Source organism: Methylibium sp., assembly GCF_965279545.1.
Classification (GTDB): Bacteria; Pseudomonadota; Gammaproteobacteria; order Burkholderiales; family Burkholderiaceae_C; genus Methylibium.
Genome location: NZ_OZ257250.1, coordinates 2249920 through 2263986, shown reverse-complemented (window position 1 = coordinate 2263986; position 14067 = coordinate 2249920). Strand labels below are relative to the sequence as shown.

13 protein-coding genes are annotated in these 14067 nt (G+C 59.8%); 6 read left to right on the top strand and 7 right to left on the bottom strand.

The window, feature by feature from the left end:
• From ACQY9S_RS10525 to ACQY9S_RS10510, 4 genes are read left to right on the top strand one after another with little or no spacing between them, the layout of a single operon-like run.
• A complete protein-coding gene (locus ACQY9S_RS10525; protein WP_428419656.1) occupies positions 1-927 on the top strand; it encodes a polysaccharide biosynthesis tyrosine autokinase in 927 nt (308 codons plus the stop codon).
• Positions 928-958: 31 nt separating this feature from the next.
• Positions 959-2440, top strand: coding sequence for a flippase (locus ACQY9S_RS10520; protein WP_428419655.1), 1482 nt, complete (start codon positions 959-961; stop codon positions 2438-2440).
• On the top strand, positions 2437-3858 hold the full coding sequence (locus tag ACQY9S_RS10515; protein ID WP_428419654.1) for an O-antigen ligase family protein: 1422 nt from the start codon (positions 2437-2439) through the stop codon (positions 3856-3858). The genes ACQY9S_RS10520 and ACQY9S_RS10515 overlap by 4 nt, the downstream gene beginning before the upstream one ends.
• Positions 3845-4870, top strand: coding sequence for a glycosyltransferase (locus ACQY9S_RS10510; protein WP_428419653.1), 1026 nt, complete (start codon positions 3845-3847; stop codon positions 4868-4870). Before ACQY9S_RS10515 ends, ACQY9S_RS10510 begins: the two co-directional genes overlap by 14 nt.
• A gap of 48 nt (positions 4871-4918) precedes the next feature.
• Here the strand turns inward: ACQY9S_RS10510 and ACQY9S_RS10505 are convergent, their stop codons facing one another.
• Positions 4919-6064: a glycosyltransferase family 4 protein gene (locus tag ACQY9S_RS10505; RefSeq protein ID WP_428419652.1), complete on the bottom strand. Its 1146-nt coding sequence runs from the start codon at positions 6062-6064 to the stop codon at positions 4919-4921.
• Positions 6065-7257: 1193 nt separating this feature from the next.
• Positions 7258-7479 carry a hypothetical protein gene (locus ACQY9S_RS10500; RefSeq protein WP_428425525.1) on the bottom strand — a complete coding sequence of 74 codons (222 nt, stop codon included), beginning with the start codon at positions 7477-7479 and terminating at the stop codon, positions 7258-7260.
• On the opposite strand from ACQY9S_RS10500, the gene ACQY9S_RS10495 reads away from it, so the two are divergent.
• A complete protein-coding gene (locus ACQY9S_RS10495) occupies positions 7472-8476 on the top strand; it encodes a right-handed parallel beta-helix repeat-containing protein (protein WP_428425523.1) in 1005 nt (334 codons plus the stop codon). The two genes, ACQY9S_RS10500 and ACQY9S_RS10495, sit on opposite strands and share 8 nt — an antisense overlap.
• Here ACQY9S_RS10495 and ACQY9S_RS10490 read toward each other — a convergent pair.
• The gene (locus ACQY9S_RS10490; protein WP_428425521.1) at positions 8427-8555 is read right to left on the bottom strand and encodes a hypothetical protein; all 129 of its coding nucleotides are present in this window, start codon (positions 8553-8555) and stop codon (positions 8427-8429) included. The genes ACQY9S_RS10495 and ACQY9S_RS10490 overlap by 50 nt on opposite strands.
• A 782-nt stretch (positions 8556-9337) precedes the next feature.
• Entirely contained in the window at positions 9338-9604 is a 267-nt protein-coding gene (locus tag ACQY9S_RS10485; protein ID WP_428425519.1) for a hypothetical protein, read from the bottom strand.
• Between the two features lie 7 nt (positions 9605-9611).
• Here ACQY9S_RS10485 and ACQY9S_RS10480 point away from each other — a divergent pair, with 7 nt between their 5' ends.
• The gene (locus tag ACQY9S_RS10480; protein WP_428425517.1) at positions 9612-10562 is read left to right on the top strand and encodes a right-handed parallel beta-helix repeat-containing protein; all 951 of its coding nucleotides are present in this window, start codon (positions 9612-9614) and stop codon (positions 10560-10562) included.
• Between the two features lie 36 nt (positions 10563-10598).
• On the opposite strand, the gene ACQY9S_RS10475 is transcribed toward ACQY9S_RS10480, so the two are convergent.
• From ACQY9S_RS10475 to ACQY9S_RS10465, 3 genes are read right to left on the bottom strand one after another with little or no spacing between them, the layout of a single operon-like run.
• Positions 10599-11384, bottom strand: a complete 786-nt coding sequence (locus ACQY9S_RS10475) for a WecB/TagA/CpsF family glycosyltransferase (RefSeq protein WP_428425515.1) — start codon at positions 11382-11384, stop codon at positions 10599-10601.
• Between the two features lie 28 nt (positions 11385-11412).
• The gene (locus ACQY9S_RS10470) at positions 11413-12390 is read right to left on the bottom strand and encodes an aldo/keto reductase (RefSeq protein WP_428425513.1); all 978 of its coding nucleotides are present in this window, start codon (positions 12388-12390) and stop codon (positions 11413-11415) included.
• On the bottom strand, positions 12377-14029 hold the full coding sequence (locus ACQY9S_RS10465; protein ID WP_428425511.1) for a GMC family oxidoreductase: 1653 nt from the start codon (positions 14027-14029) through the stop codon (positions 12377-12379). Before ACQY9S_RS10465 ends, ACQY9S_RS10470 begins: the two co-directional genes overlap by 14 nt.
• Between the last annotated feature and the right edge of the window lie 38 nt (positions 14030-14067).

Sequence of the window (14067 nt, the reverse complement as noted above, 5' to 3'; positions counted from 1 at the left end):
ATGGCAAGAATGCGCGACTCCCGTATCATTCCTCTTGATCGGGGCATTGCAGATGCCTCCTCTTCGCCTGTTTCGGTGGGACCTGATTCCATCCATGACCGATCCATTGGCGATATCCTGCAGCAGACGCGAGACCTGACGGCCGATCAGATCGCGACCGTCCTGCAATATCAGCGTGACCGCGGCATGCGGTTCGGTGAGGCGGCGATCGCACTCGGGCTGGTGTCGGACAAGGACGTCCTTTTTGCTCTCTCGCAGCAGTTTCATTACCACTATGCGCCGGATGAGCAGCGTCGTTTCAGTGACGAGCTCGTGGTTGCGAACCGGCCGTTTTCTCAACAGGCGGAGTCCTTTCGCGCCATTCGCAGCCAACTGACGATGCGTGTATTCGGCCACGAGGGGCCGAGACCGGCGCTTGCGATCGTCAGTCCCGATACGGGCGATGGCAAGACGTTCTTCTCCGCCAATCTCGCGGTTGCATTGTCGCAGTTGGGTGGCCGCACGCTCTTGGTCGACGCCGATATGCGTGGTCCACGGCAGCAGTACTTGTTCGGCATCGAAAATACTGCTGGCCTGTCGGGCCTGCTTTCAGGCCGCTCCGACGCCCATGTGATTCAGCAGGTCGCCGACCTGCCCAGTCTGTATGTGCTGCCTGTGGGCACCATGCCACCGAATCCGCTCGAACTCTTCGAGCGCCCTGCGTTCGGTTTGCTGCTGCGAGAATTGACCAGCAAGTTCGACTACGTGATCGTGGACACGCCTGCTGCCGTCTATGGAGCTGATGCCAACGTGATCGCGGCCAAGTGCGGAGCTGCGTTGGTCGTGGCTCGCAAGAACTCCTCACACGTGAAGGCGCTACAGGATCTGGTGCGAATGATCGCCGAGGGTCCCGCAAAGCTGGCCGGGGTCATTGTGAATGAGTACTGAGTCGTCGCCCCGGGTTGCCTGAAGAATTGCGATGTCGCTACAGAAAATCGGAAGGAATTCAGCTTGGAACCTGTTCGGGCAGGTTGCGCCGGTTTTCCTCGCGCTCGGCATTATTCCGCTGCTGCTCAAGCACCTTGGGGCTGACCGCTATGGATTCCTGACGCTGGTCTGGGTATTGATCGGCTACGTCGGGGTTTTCGACCTGGGTGTAGGTCGAGCGATGACACGCGTCGTTGCTGAGCGCCTCGGAGCGGGAGATCGTCCAGCTGCCGAGGCGCTTGCTCAATCAGCAATGTCCTTCTTGCTGATCCTGGGTGGGGTATTTGCGATTGCTCTGCTTTGCACGGCGGAGATTGTGGTCACCTACCTTTCACTGCCTGCGCACCTGAGCAGCGAAGGTACTTGGGCGCTCAGAATACTCGCCATGGGTTTGCCGTTCGTGATGCTCACGTCCGGCTACCGGGGTTGTCTGGAAGCTTTCGGGCGCTTTCCCACCGTCAATATGATACGGGTGGGTATGGGTTTTTTCACATATCTGGCCCCACTCATGGCGGTGATGGTTTCGCCTCGGCTTGAAGTCATGGTCGGCGCGGTGGTGCTCATGCGTGTAGCTGCCAATATCGTTCACCGATGGGCCTGCCGCCGTGATTGCGGCTTTGTCATGGTTTGGCGGATGCCGGATCGAGCCCGTCTTTTGCATTTACTCGGATTTGGGGGCTGGATAACTGTTTCCGACATTGTCAGTCCACTGATGAATTCTCTCGATCGGCTGATCATTGGTGGGTTCGTGCCCGTGGCAACGGTGGGCTACTACGCTACTGCATATGACATTGTGAATAAGGTGGTGATGATGCCGTATTCAGTCATGTCGGCTGCATTCCCTGTGGTTGCCGGGTGTCAAGATCAAACGCAAGCGAGATCGCTATATGCGCTATTGTTCAAGTGTGTTGTCATCGCCGTTCTGCCCGTATTGTTGGGAGTTGTTGTATTTGCCGAAGTGACCTTTAGACTGTGGTTGGGACCTGATTTTTCGAAGGTCGCCACGCCCGTTGCACAGATCTTGGCGGTAGGTTTATTTTTTAATTGTGCTGCGCAGGCCCCGGCCATGCTGATTCTCAGTCGGGGTAAGCCGAAATGGATGGCGCTATCGCACTTGTGTGAGGTGCCTGTTTTCATCGGCGTGCTGTTTGCGCTGACACGAGAATACGGCATCATCGGTACGGCGATTGCGTGGTCACTCAGAGCTGCGGTCGATGCAGTCATCCTGTTCGGTATCGTTGAGGTGAAGCTACTGCAAGGTGGTCTTGGTTTTCGTGCGCTGTTCGTCTCAACTGCCTTGGCGACTCTTGCGTTTGCGGCAACCTTGTCGGTGAGTGGCTTGGAAGCAAAGGCAATATCTCTTGGTTCGTGTCTGGTCTTGCTCTTGCCGCTATTTTGGTTCGGATTGCTAGACCAAGAAGAGCGTCCCCACGTGATCGACGTATTTCGTCGGCGGCGTGAGGCCAGCGCATGATGATCTACTCATCCGGAAATGCGAACAGGTCCGAGCTCCTGTTTCTCGCGCTGGGACTTTGCGTTGCAAGTTTGCTGGGTCTACTGATTCCGGTAACTCCGTTGTTGCCGTTGGTATTGATCATCATCGGTCCTGTGCTTCTTTTGCTGGGGGCGCTATGGCCTCTCGCTGGACTGTTTGTAACTGCAGCGCTGGCCTTCGAGATCATTCCCGCTGGTCTGGTGATGTCGCTGGGCAGCTTCAGGCCCCATGAATTGATGATTGTATATCTCGCCTTGATTGTCATACTCAGGACAATTTTGCGGCGAGAACCAGTTTTTGCGCCACTTGCACAGTTCCGTTGGCCAATGCTTTTTCTGGTGGTCTGCGTTTCTTCGTCGGTTGTATATGTTCGTTATTTTGCGCCAAACGAGTTTCTTTTGGCGGATCTTCGTAATTTTGTTTCGTGGTTGTTGTTGCCTGTCTTGGTTCTCGCGGTGCGGACTTCTGCGGACCACCGCTTCTATTTTAGAGGGATGATTGTTCTCGGCTTGGCGATGTCGTTTATCGTTATTATTCAATCCGTTTTTGATATACGTATTCTCACTGAAGCTCGAGTTGAATCGCTGGACAAGGGTGGAAATTCGGACGTTACTCGTTCGATTGCTGGCGGGGCAACATACATCATGATCTTCGGTCTCTATTACTTCATGAATTTACTTGCTCGTCGCAAAGGATCACCATTGTTGCTGGTGATTGGTAGCTTTATATTTGCGGCGGGTTTGGCGGTGACATTTGGCCGCGGTGTTTGGGTTGCTACGGCTGCAGGTCTTCTGCTGGCAACGTTCGTCAATCGTGGTATTCGAGGTGTCGTGATCACGGGAATACTTGGTGCTGTCGTTGTTGCCGGAATGCTTGGCCTTGGTGCATTGGTAAAACCGCGGTTGGTGGAGGCCATCGTTGATCGTGCCACAGGCGTGGGTGAAGAACTCAATCGGGGAGGATCTTTTGCGTGGCGGGCTTTGGAAAATCGTGCGGCGCGTATCGCCATAGAAAGACGGCCGCTGACGGGGGTGGGCTTGGGCGGCGAATACAAGAAAACCATCAGTGCCGTTGATTCATTCAAGAATGAGACTTGGTATATCCATAATGCTTATATGGCGTATGCGGTCAAGATGGGTGTTTTTGCCGCATTATTTCCGATCTGGATGATTTTGACTTTTGCCGTAGCCGCTCGGCAGATCTTGCAAAATAGCAGTGCTAACAACAGGCCGTTGCAGGCGGCATTGATCGGTGCATTCATTGTTCCGGTGATTACCAGCTATACGCAACCGGAATGGTTCGATGGACGGAGCGTCGTTGCCTTCTGCCTCGTGATCGCTGGGTTGCTCATCAGTTCGCAGGCGCGTTTTCAGGAGATGGAAGATGTCCGCCGCTGAAAACACAGCAGTTATTCTTGTCAATTGGTGCGGCTGGCGAGATACGCTCGAATGCTTGGGTTCATTGCTATTGTTGAGGGCGCCCCCGGCATCCATCATCGTCGTTGAAAACGCCTCTCCCGACGATTCGGCTCAACACCTCGGCGCTTGGTGTCGAGGAGAAACCGAGCAAGCTCCGGAACGGGAGCAGGAAGCGATCGCCGTGTTGAGACGTGCTCCAGCGGATCTTGACTGGCTCGAGTTGTGGGAAGACGAGCCAATGCCACTACGGCTTCCCCGTGTATTGATTCTTCGTTCGCGTACCAACGGCGGGTTTGCAGGTGGAAACAACCTTGGCTTGCGTGTTGCCTATGACGCTGGATTGAGCAAGTTCTGGTTGTTGAACACAGATACCGTCGTGCCGCCAGACGCACTTGAACAACTGTTGGTGCGTGCGAAGGCGAAGCCCGAAGCCGGCATGGTGGGCTCAACGTTGATCTACTATTGGCGACCTGATCAAGTTCAGGCGTTGGGCGGCGCCTCGTTTGATCCAGCGACCGGAGTGGGGCGGCATCTTGGTGATGGCAAGTCCGTTGATTCCGTACCCCAGAATCCAATGAGCATCGAGAGCCAGATGGGGTATGTTGTGGGAGCCTCTATTCTGGCAAGTCGCGAATTTATTCGCGATATCGGGCCAATGTGCGAGGATTATTTTCTATATTTTGAAGAGATCGATTGGGCGTTGAGGGCGCGGGGTAAGTATGGTTTGGCATATGCACCTCTGAGTCGTGTCTATCACAAGGTGGGCGGGAGCAGCATGAAGTATGAGTCGCGCTCGTCTTTGAGGTATCTCTACCGAAACCGGCTTCGTCTTGTCGGTCGATTCTTTCCAAAAGCCAGGGGCCGGGCGCTAGCCTATATGTTCGTTCAAGTCCTGCAACACGCTCGTCGTCGACATTGGGCGGACGTGCGTGAGCTGTTGGGTGCAATAGCGCACTCTCGTCAGCTTTTCGCGCTGGAAGCATCAAAATAGGCAGAATGCGTCGATAGAAAGTATTTCGATAAAGTCGACACACTGCATTTATTTCAGACGGTTGCCTTTGACATAAGGTTGCGCCGCCAAGCAACCAAGCGTTCCTGTCACGAAATGCGCAGCCATGTTCTGAATGGTATAGTTTGCAGCGCTGGAAGTGCATCCGCGACGAAGTTCCTGCAGTAGTTCGTCGTTTGTCAGGACATTGCAGACAGTTTCAGCGTAGGCTTCAAGAGTATTCGGCGTCATCATCCCGTTGCCCCCATGCTCGAGATAGCAGATCTCGGGGCTGTGCAAACCGCAGTCGGTGGTCAGCATGGGTACTGCACAGGCGAAGGAATCAAGGATTCCCAGTCCGACAAGGCCCGGGTTGATCATGACCTTCGCTAGCGCGAGGACCTCCGCTTTGTCCTGACCTTTGCGGACCCCCAAATATTTGGCCCAGGAGTTCTGGGTACAGAAGCGATCGACTGTCCCGCTCTCCGGTCCTGCACCGACGATGACGAATTCAAAGGTAGGTAGCCGCGCCTTGATGACGCTGGCCGCTTCCAGCATGAAGTGGATTCGCTTTTCCTCGTAGAGGGAGCCGATGAAAATGCCGACATCGGTGCCCGCAAGGCCGAATTCCCGGCGCAATGCCTCAAGCCGCTGTGGGGGCGTGCCGCGCCACATGTCGCCCAGTTCTGTCGTATCGACCGAATTGTTGACGACCGTGATACGTTCGGGCGGGAATCCGAAGCGCTCGATGAGCGGGACGCTCATGTCGGTATAGGCAAACCACCAGTCGACTCGATTGGTGGTCCAGCCCTTGAAGCGCTCCTTGAGTCCGTCCGGATGCGCGGACTGCATGTTCGCGCCATGGCCCCAGAAGGCGATGCGTCGCGGCCTGCTGACCGTGAGCGCAAGAAGATTGCACAGCAGCTTGTTTTCGTGATTGACGATGATGAGATCGTCGGTACGCGTCTCCCGCTGGAACGGCTGGATGCAGATGCGGCCATCGAGCAAGTAGCGGGTCGGGAGCAACTCTGCCCATGGCAGATGACCTTCGTCACGCTTCTTGAGTTCCGCGGTAGTGGGGATCCCATGCAGCAGGCGCATCCGCAGCCCCTGCCGTTGAAGCTGCTCGCGTAGCACTTCGAAAAGCGGGACCCGATAGTGGGTCAAGCGTCGTTCGATCACGGTCACTGTTTTCATTCTGTTGCGTAGAACACGGGTTTGTAGAACAGATCAACATGTTGGCATGAGCGCGGTTCCGCGCGGGAAGATCAGCGGTCGCCCGTTGCGTCTTCACTGGCAGATGCTGGTAGATAGCGCCGCGAACGTTTCTCGACCACATGATGCATGGCCAGGGGCCGTCGCCCTTTCGCCTTGACGGGCTCGTGCCCCACGCCCACTGATTCAACGCGATCCGGACCGCGACCCTCGCCAGGCTCGCTCTGACCGACGCATCGCGCTGCGATGAACGATCGCCGGCTGTGATGCCCGGCGGCCGGATGCGTATCAGTGCGCAACTGCTGCCCGGTCTTCAGGCACGACGCATTTCACGGCGCGCACTCATGCGCAAAGCGACAGGTCGTGTCGAACTTCTCGATATTTCTGTCGCATCCCCCCTGATCGAGAGCTTGCCAGCCTTTCATCGATCGGCTAGGGCGGGCGTGGCCAAATCTTATGTTGTTACTTCTAACGGGAGGCGCTTACAAGCACCTCGTGGGAGTACCGAATACTCCACTCACCGAAAAGCGAGGGCGGCGATTTGTGTCGATACCTTTCGCGTGCGGCCGATTATCAAGTTAGCTCAAGGTCGTGGATTTTGCTATCCGTGGTTGGTATTTGGGTTTTGCCTTGGTAGTGTTTATGGCATCGTTTTATATTGGTTTAATTGTCATGTTTAAAATTCTCCTTGCCGATTTAAAGATACTGACGGCATGCTTTGCTGTTTCATTTCTGGTTGCAGGCTGCGGCGGAGGTGGCGCTGCTGCGACACCTGAGACCGCAGCAGCCGAACAAGCTCCGACCACGGCGGCGAACGTCTCCGAGGTCACGTCCGACAGAACCGCCAGCCCCAGCGCTACCACGACGACGTCCGTTACCTGGGTGCCATGCGGCCGGGAAGGTACCGTCTGCACATTCTCCGGAACACGGGCGGTGCGCTACGGTACGAGCACCAGTGCTGTGACGAAAGTGTTTTCCGGCAGTGCACTGTGCGAGAACAGTGTTTTCGGTGACCCCGCGCCGGGAACTGCCAAGAGCTGTTCGTACGCCAGCACCGCGACGGCCGTCGTTGTGCCGAGCACGACCCCGCCTGCGACGACGCCCACCACCACAACCTGGGTGGCATGCGGCCGGGAAGGCACCGTCTGCACGTTCTCTGGAACGCGGGCAGTACGCTACGGCACGAGCACCCTTGCAGTGACGAAGGTATTCTCCGGCAGCGCGCTGTGCGAGAACAGCGTTTTCGGCGATCCGGCGCCAGGAACTGCGAAGAGCTGTTCGTACGCCAGCGCCGCGACGGCCGTCCCTGTGGTGCCCGTGGTGCCTGTCGTGCCGAGCACGCCTTCTCTTGCGACGACGACACCAGTCCCGACTCCTGTGGCGGGATCAATGCCCACGCCTGCCAGCATCGCCGGCAAGCCGGTGGTCGGTCAGATGTACGTCAATTCGAGCCGCGTGATCGAGAACGTCCACGTGACCAATCCGAACGGGCCTTGCATCGTCATCGACGGCGCGAGCGATGTCGTGATCCGCAACAGCGAGATCGGGCCGTGCGGGCAGAACTCGGACAACGTGGACAACGTGGGCATCCTGATCGCCAACGGCGCCACCAACGTCACCATCGAGCGCAACGTGCTGCACGACGCCTCGACGCTGATCCGCGCCAGCGGTGCGGTCCACCCGGTCACGATCAGCAAGAACCTGTTCTACAACATCCGCGGCTACAGCTGGGCGTTCCAGGCGATCCAGTTCGCCGAGACGCGCAACGCCACGGCCTCGACCCGGATCACCTGCAACGTGATCGACGACACGTTGGTGCAGCAGTATCCGATGGCCGGCGGCAAGAGCCGTCTGGTCGAGGACCACATCAACTTCTACAACTCGGGCGGCACGGCGCAGTTCATGGTGGAGCTGGCCTATAACCGCATCCGCGGCAACCCTGACGGTCTCGGAGGCATCAGCGGCACGGCCATGCAACTGGGCGACAGCCCGGCCGGCGGCGGCGGCTCAGGCTCCAACGTGCCGGGCTACTTCAACGTGCACGACAACATCGTCAAGAACGTGAACGGCCAGGGTGTCGCGATTGCGGGCGGTGTCGGCTCGGTGGTGAGGAACAACAAGGTCGACAACCGCGGCACGCGTGCCGACAACACGGGGTGGTCCTTCGGGCTGCGCAACTTCGACAGCAGCAAGTCCGCCAGCGTGACGTACAGCGGCAACAAGGGCATCTCGAACCTGTGGGCCTTCGACAACGATGGTCACCTGCAGCCGCCGTTCTCGACGGTGTGGGCCGGCTCGGGCTTCGCCGTGACCGACGGTGGCGGCAACGACTGGCAATACAACTTCACCACCGACGTGTGGAGCGAGCCGCTGAACGCAGCTTGCGCCGGTTGAGCGTTGCGAGCCAGTATCGTGACAGGCACTCGTTGTTTCGGAAGCGGCTGTTGAATCGCTCGACATAGGCGTTCTGCACCGGCAATGCTCGCCGTAGCTCAGGCTACGGCGAGCATTTGCGCTTGATGGCGGCTGCTTCCTGTGATGCGCGCCCTTCCGTCGCGTTGACTGACCCTGGCCGGGCAGGGCGACAGTGTTACGCCGGGCCGGTATTCGTATCAGTGCGCAACCGCAACCCGGCCTGCAAGCACCGCGAACTTCACGGCGCGCTCGTTTGCCTGGCGGCACAGGACGTGTCGAACGTGGCCGTAGCCCTGGCATCCCCCCTAATCAGGAGGTTGTCGGACAGCCTCCAGTCGGATAGGGCAGGCGCAGCTGATCTTCATGTTGTTACTTCCGACGAAATGCGCTTACAGGCACTCGGTGGGGGTGCCGAATACTCCGCTTCATCGAAAAGCGTGGGTAGCGATTCCAGTCGACACCTTCCGCCTCCGGTTGATTTTTCCCCTGGCTCCTGATTGCGGACGCTGTCATCGGTGGATGGCATTTGCGCTGTGACCGAGGGGTGCTCCGAACACCGTCTGGTATTGATCCCATTGCCATGTTGAAGATTTCCCTGACCGATTTGCAGATGCTGGCGGCGTTTTTGGCCGTTTCCTTCCTGGTTGCAGGCTGTGGTGGAGGTGGCGCTGCGGCGACACCTGAGGCCGCAGCAACCGAACAAGCTCCGACAACGTCGACGAATGTGTCCAACGGAACCACCCCTTCTACCGGGTCTTCCGCCACGACGTCATCCGCTACTTGGGTGCAATGTGGCAGTGAAGGTACCGTCTGCACATTCTCCGGAACGCGGGCGGTGCGCTACGGTACGAGCACCAGCGCCGTGACGAAGGTGTTCGCCGGCAGTGCGATGTGCGATAACAGCGTCTTCGGTGATCCGGTGCAGGGAAGCGCCAAGAGCTGTTGGTACGCCAGCAGCACGACGACCGCGCCCGTGGCGGCTGTTGTGCCGAGCACGTCTATCGCTCCGACCCCTGTCTCAACGCCTTCGACACCCGCTGCCACAGTCTCGGCAGGATCGGTGCCTACGCCTGCCAGCATCGCCGGCAAGTCGGTGGTCGGCCGCATCGACGCAGTGTCCGGTCAGATCATCGAGAACGTCCACGTGACCAACCCCACGGGCCCGTGCATCGTCATCGATGGCGCGAGCGATGTCGTGATCCGCAACAGCGAGATCGGGCCGTGCGGGCAGAACTCGGACAACGTGGACAACGTGGGCATCCTGATCGCCAACGGCGCCACCAACGTCACCATCGAGCGCAACGTGCTGCACGACGCCTCGACGCTGATCCGCGCCAGCGGTGCGGTCCACCCGGTCACGATCAGCAAGAACCTGTTCTACAACATCCGCGGCTACAGCTGGGCGTTCCAGGCGATCCAGTTCGCCGAGACGCGCAACGCCACGGCCTCGACCCGGATCACCTGCAACGTGATCGACGACACGTTGGTGCAGCAGTATCCGATGGCCGGCGGCAAGAGCCGTCTGGTCGAGGACCACATCAACTTCTACAACTCGGGCGGCACGGCGCAGTTCATGGTGGAGCTGGCCTATAACCGCATCCGCGGCAACCCTGACGGTCTCGGAGGCATCAGCGGCACGGCCATGCAACTGGGCGACAGCCCGGCCGGCGGCGGCGGCTCAGGCTCCAACGTGCCGGGCTACTTCAACGTGCACGACAACATCGTCAAGAACGTGAACGGCCAGGGTGTCGCGATTGCGGGCGGTGTCGGCTCGGTGGTGAGGAACAACAAGGTCGACAACCGCGGCACGCGTGCCGACAACACGGGGTGGTCCTTCGGGCTGCGCAACTTCGACAGCAGCAAGTCCGCCAGCGTGACGTACAGCGGCAACAAGGGCATCTCGAACCTGTGGGCCTTCGACAACGATGGTCACCTGCAGCCGCCGTTCTCGACGGTGTGGGCCGGCTCGGGCTTCGCCGTGACCGACGGTGGCGGCAACGACTGGCAATACAACTTCACCACCGACGTGTGGAGCGAGCCGCTGAACGCAGCTTGCGCCGGTTGAGCGTTGGCTTGCCCGGTCCGCTGCGCATGGGCCGGGCTAAGGCTTGCGCGAAAACCGATGGACTGTCAGCTGGCGAACCGCTCCCAGCAAGAACAGCGTGTTGGTCACGAGATAGCGCCGCCACAGGCGCCGCGGCTCGCTGGCAAGGCGGTGAGCCCATTCGAGCCCGGCGTGTTGCATCCATCGCGGCGCGCGTGGCACGGTGCCCGCGAGATAGTCGAATGCAGCGCCGACGCCGATCATCACGGCATGGACACGCCCTCGATGAGCTGCCATCCAGAGTTCCTGCTTGGGGCAGCCGAGTCCAACCCACACAACCCCGGCGCCCGACTCGTTGATCCGCTTGACGATGTCCTCGTCCTCCGCTGCGCTGAGCGGACGGAACGGGGGGGATATCGTTCCGGCGATGCGGATCCCCGGATACCGTTCGCGAAGCACCGTGGTGAGGCGTGCCAATGTCGCTTCGGTGCCACCGTAGAGAAAGAGCGATTCGCCGCGCGCGGCAGCTTGTCCGCAGTAGGTGGACATCAGGTCCGGTCCATTGATGCGCGCCTGGCCGACACAACCGAGCCTGCGCAGCATCCACGCGACCGGAGCGCCGTCGGGTGTGGCGAGATCTGAATGCTCCACCACCGCACCGAAAGCTGTCTCACGCGCCGCAGTCACGACGCTGTGGACGTTGCAGATGCAGACGTAGCGCGACTCTCGCTGTGCGGCCCAACGCGCGATGGTGGTGTTCGCGGACGCCCAGCTCACCGCATCGATCGGAATTCCAAGAACGCGGACCCGGTGACGTTGTGCGTCGAAATTCGGTTGACTCATGACTGACTCGTGCTGATACGGGTGTCCATCATTCGTCCGTGACCCGCAGCGTCGACGACAAGCGGGTCAGCTGTTCGTTGAGTTGGACGGCCAGCGGGTCGACGGTCGAATCGCGAGCTGTCACCACGAATTGCTCCAGGCGGTCCGCCCGGGTGGTCGATACCAGCAGTCGACCTTGTGCGTTCTGCAGGAGGCCAGCCCTGAGCAGCAGCAACGGCCCGTGGCCCGGGTCCGCCAGTGCGCGATGCAGCGCATGAAGCGATGCATCCGTCGCCAGCGCCTGTTTGAACTCTGCGCTTTGGATCAAGCGCTTGCCGGTCCGCAGGCTGCGGTGAGTGACCAGCCTGCAATCGTGCGCTCGCAAGCCAGGCACAAAGGCGCCCCAGTAGTGATTCATCTGAAGCCAACTGAAGGCGCCGGGGTGTCGGGCAACGATCTCGACCGTGGACTCTACCGAGGTTCCTGTGCCGATGGCCCGAGCGCGCTGTTGCGAACGCAGCGTCTGCAATGTGCTCAGCAAGTCGTCGTCCACCTGTTCGGGCAGAACCTCGTGCAGCAGCAGGGCATCGACATAGTCCGTGCGCAAACGCCGCAAGCTTTCTGCGACGGACGCCTGGATGACATCGACGCCGAACTGACCGCGCGCAGCCACGGCTCGGTTGGCCTGGCCGGCGGCCGCTTTCCACAGCGACGGGAAGGCAGCCTTGATAGGCAAGAAGACCTTGCGGACCGCACGCAGTCCGCTCACCGCCTTCGGATGGGATATTCCGGCCTTGGTGACAATGGTGACGGTGTCACGCACGGGTGCCAGAACCTCGCCGACGATACCCTCCGCGCGCCCATGGCCGTAGGAGGGCGCCACGTCGAAGTGGCGAAATCCGGCCTCGTAGGCCGCTTCCACGAGTCGACAGCTCGTCTTGTGATCCAACTCGCCACCCAGGCTCCCGCAGCCGAAGCCGAGCCGCAGCGGCGCGTCGGCGGTCGCGGTCGGGTCAGGCAACGGCACGAGCCGCTCCGGACAGGTGCCGACCAAGCCGCAGGCTGAGTGCGATGGCCGTGAATGTGGGATTCGCGAAGCCGGTGCTCGGGAATACCGTGCTGCCCGCGATGAAGAGGTTGTCGATGCCGAACACCTTCAGGTCTGCGTCGACAAAGCCGTCTTCGGTACTCCGCCCCATGCGCGTGCTGCCCATTTGATGGATTGCATCGAAGATCTCGTTCGTGAACGCTGGGTCCTCATTCACGAGCCGTGGGTCGAGAGTGACGGTCGCGAGTCCCTGCTGTTCGAACTCCTCCTTGATCAGCATCCCGAAGCGGCGCATCGTTGCAAGTTCCCGACCATCGATCTGCCAGTCAACCCGGATGCGGCGCAGCCCCAATTCGTCGGTCTGATCACCGAGCTGGATGCGGCTGCGACTGGTGGGAAGCTGCTCGCAGAAGAATCCCAGACTCACCTCGGCGTCGCGCGGCTTGAAAGAGCGACGGTCCTTGAAGTATCGGAGCGCCAACGGCAGGCTCGTCGCGAAGACCGCGGCAATGTGCCCGGGCAATGACAGCAGGGAGACGTGTCCTTCGCCTTCCTTGACCTTGAGCATCTTCATGACCCAGCGGTCGGTGGATCCAACCGACTTGGGGACGCCGCCTTCTTTCAAGGAGCGGACGAACATCTTGAGGTACTCGAGGTGCTCGGAAAAGCGAGTCTTGTAGCGGAATTGCGCGGCGATATCGACGAGCCCTTCCTCGCGCTGCGTCACGGGGGCCAGGCGCATTTTGGGATAGTACTTGTGGCCACCGACGAAGATGTTGTCGAACAATTCTCGAAAGCGCCGGTGGTCCAGTATTTCCACTTCGCCGGCAATGCAGTCGAGGTGGTCGATCAGTGGCGTGCCGAGATGGGCGGAGTCACTCCACGGAGCGTTCGAGCCATCGGCAAGCGGATGCAGCAGCAGTCGCGTGATCTCGAGCGATCCTGACGCGAGAACGAAGCGCTTCGCGGTGACCTCGCCAGTCTTCCCCTTGAGGCTGCGCACGGCAAGTGAGCGCACCGACTTGCGGTCGTCCTGCAGGCGCAGCGCAACGACGTTGGCATGCGTCAGTACCCGCGGTCCCGTCGGTGACTGCAGTTGCTTGGCAAACAACTTGGAGAAGTTTCGGGTCTTGAGCCAGCGTGTCATCACCATCTCGAGTCGATCACCGAGGGCAGGCTTCGGAGTTCCCAGGAGCCCCCACACCTTGTCATCGTCGAGTTCGGCATCTGCGAGACCGAGCAGTGCGTAGGCGTGCTGGAAGTAGCGCTCGAGCTCTTGAGGATCGATGGGCCATGCGGTATGGCCCGCCCATGGGCGCGCTGAAGTGACGAAACGGTCGAAGGGGACGACCTGGCCGCCCCAGAATGTGGTGGTGCCCCCCAGGACACGATAGCGCCCGACATCGATGTTGGGGAAGGGGTGTCCAACAGACTCGCCTCGCTGCAATGCCTGGCTGCGGCTTTCGAGTGTCTGACCCCCTCCTTCGAGCACCAGCACGTCGACTCCGGCGTCAGCCAACGTTACGGCCAGTGCCAAGCCAACGGCACCGCCACCCACAACGCAAACGTCGCAATTCAGTGATGACGCCGCTGCGTCACTGTCAAAGTCCGTGATCAAGTCGATCTCCCGCTCACTGGCTTGGATGTTCGGTTCGC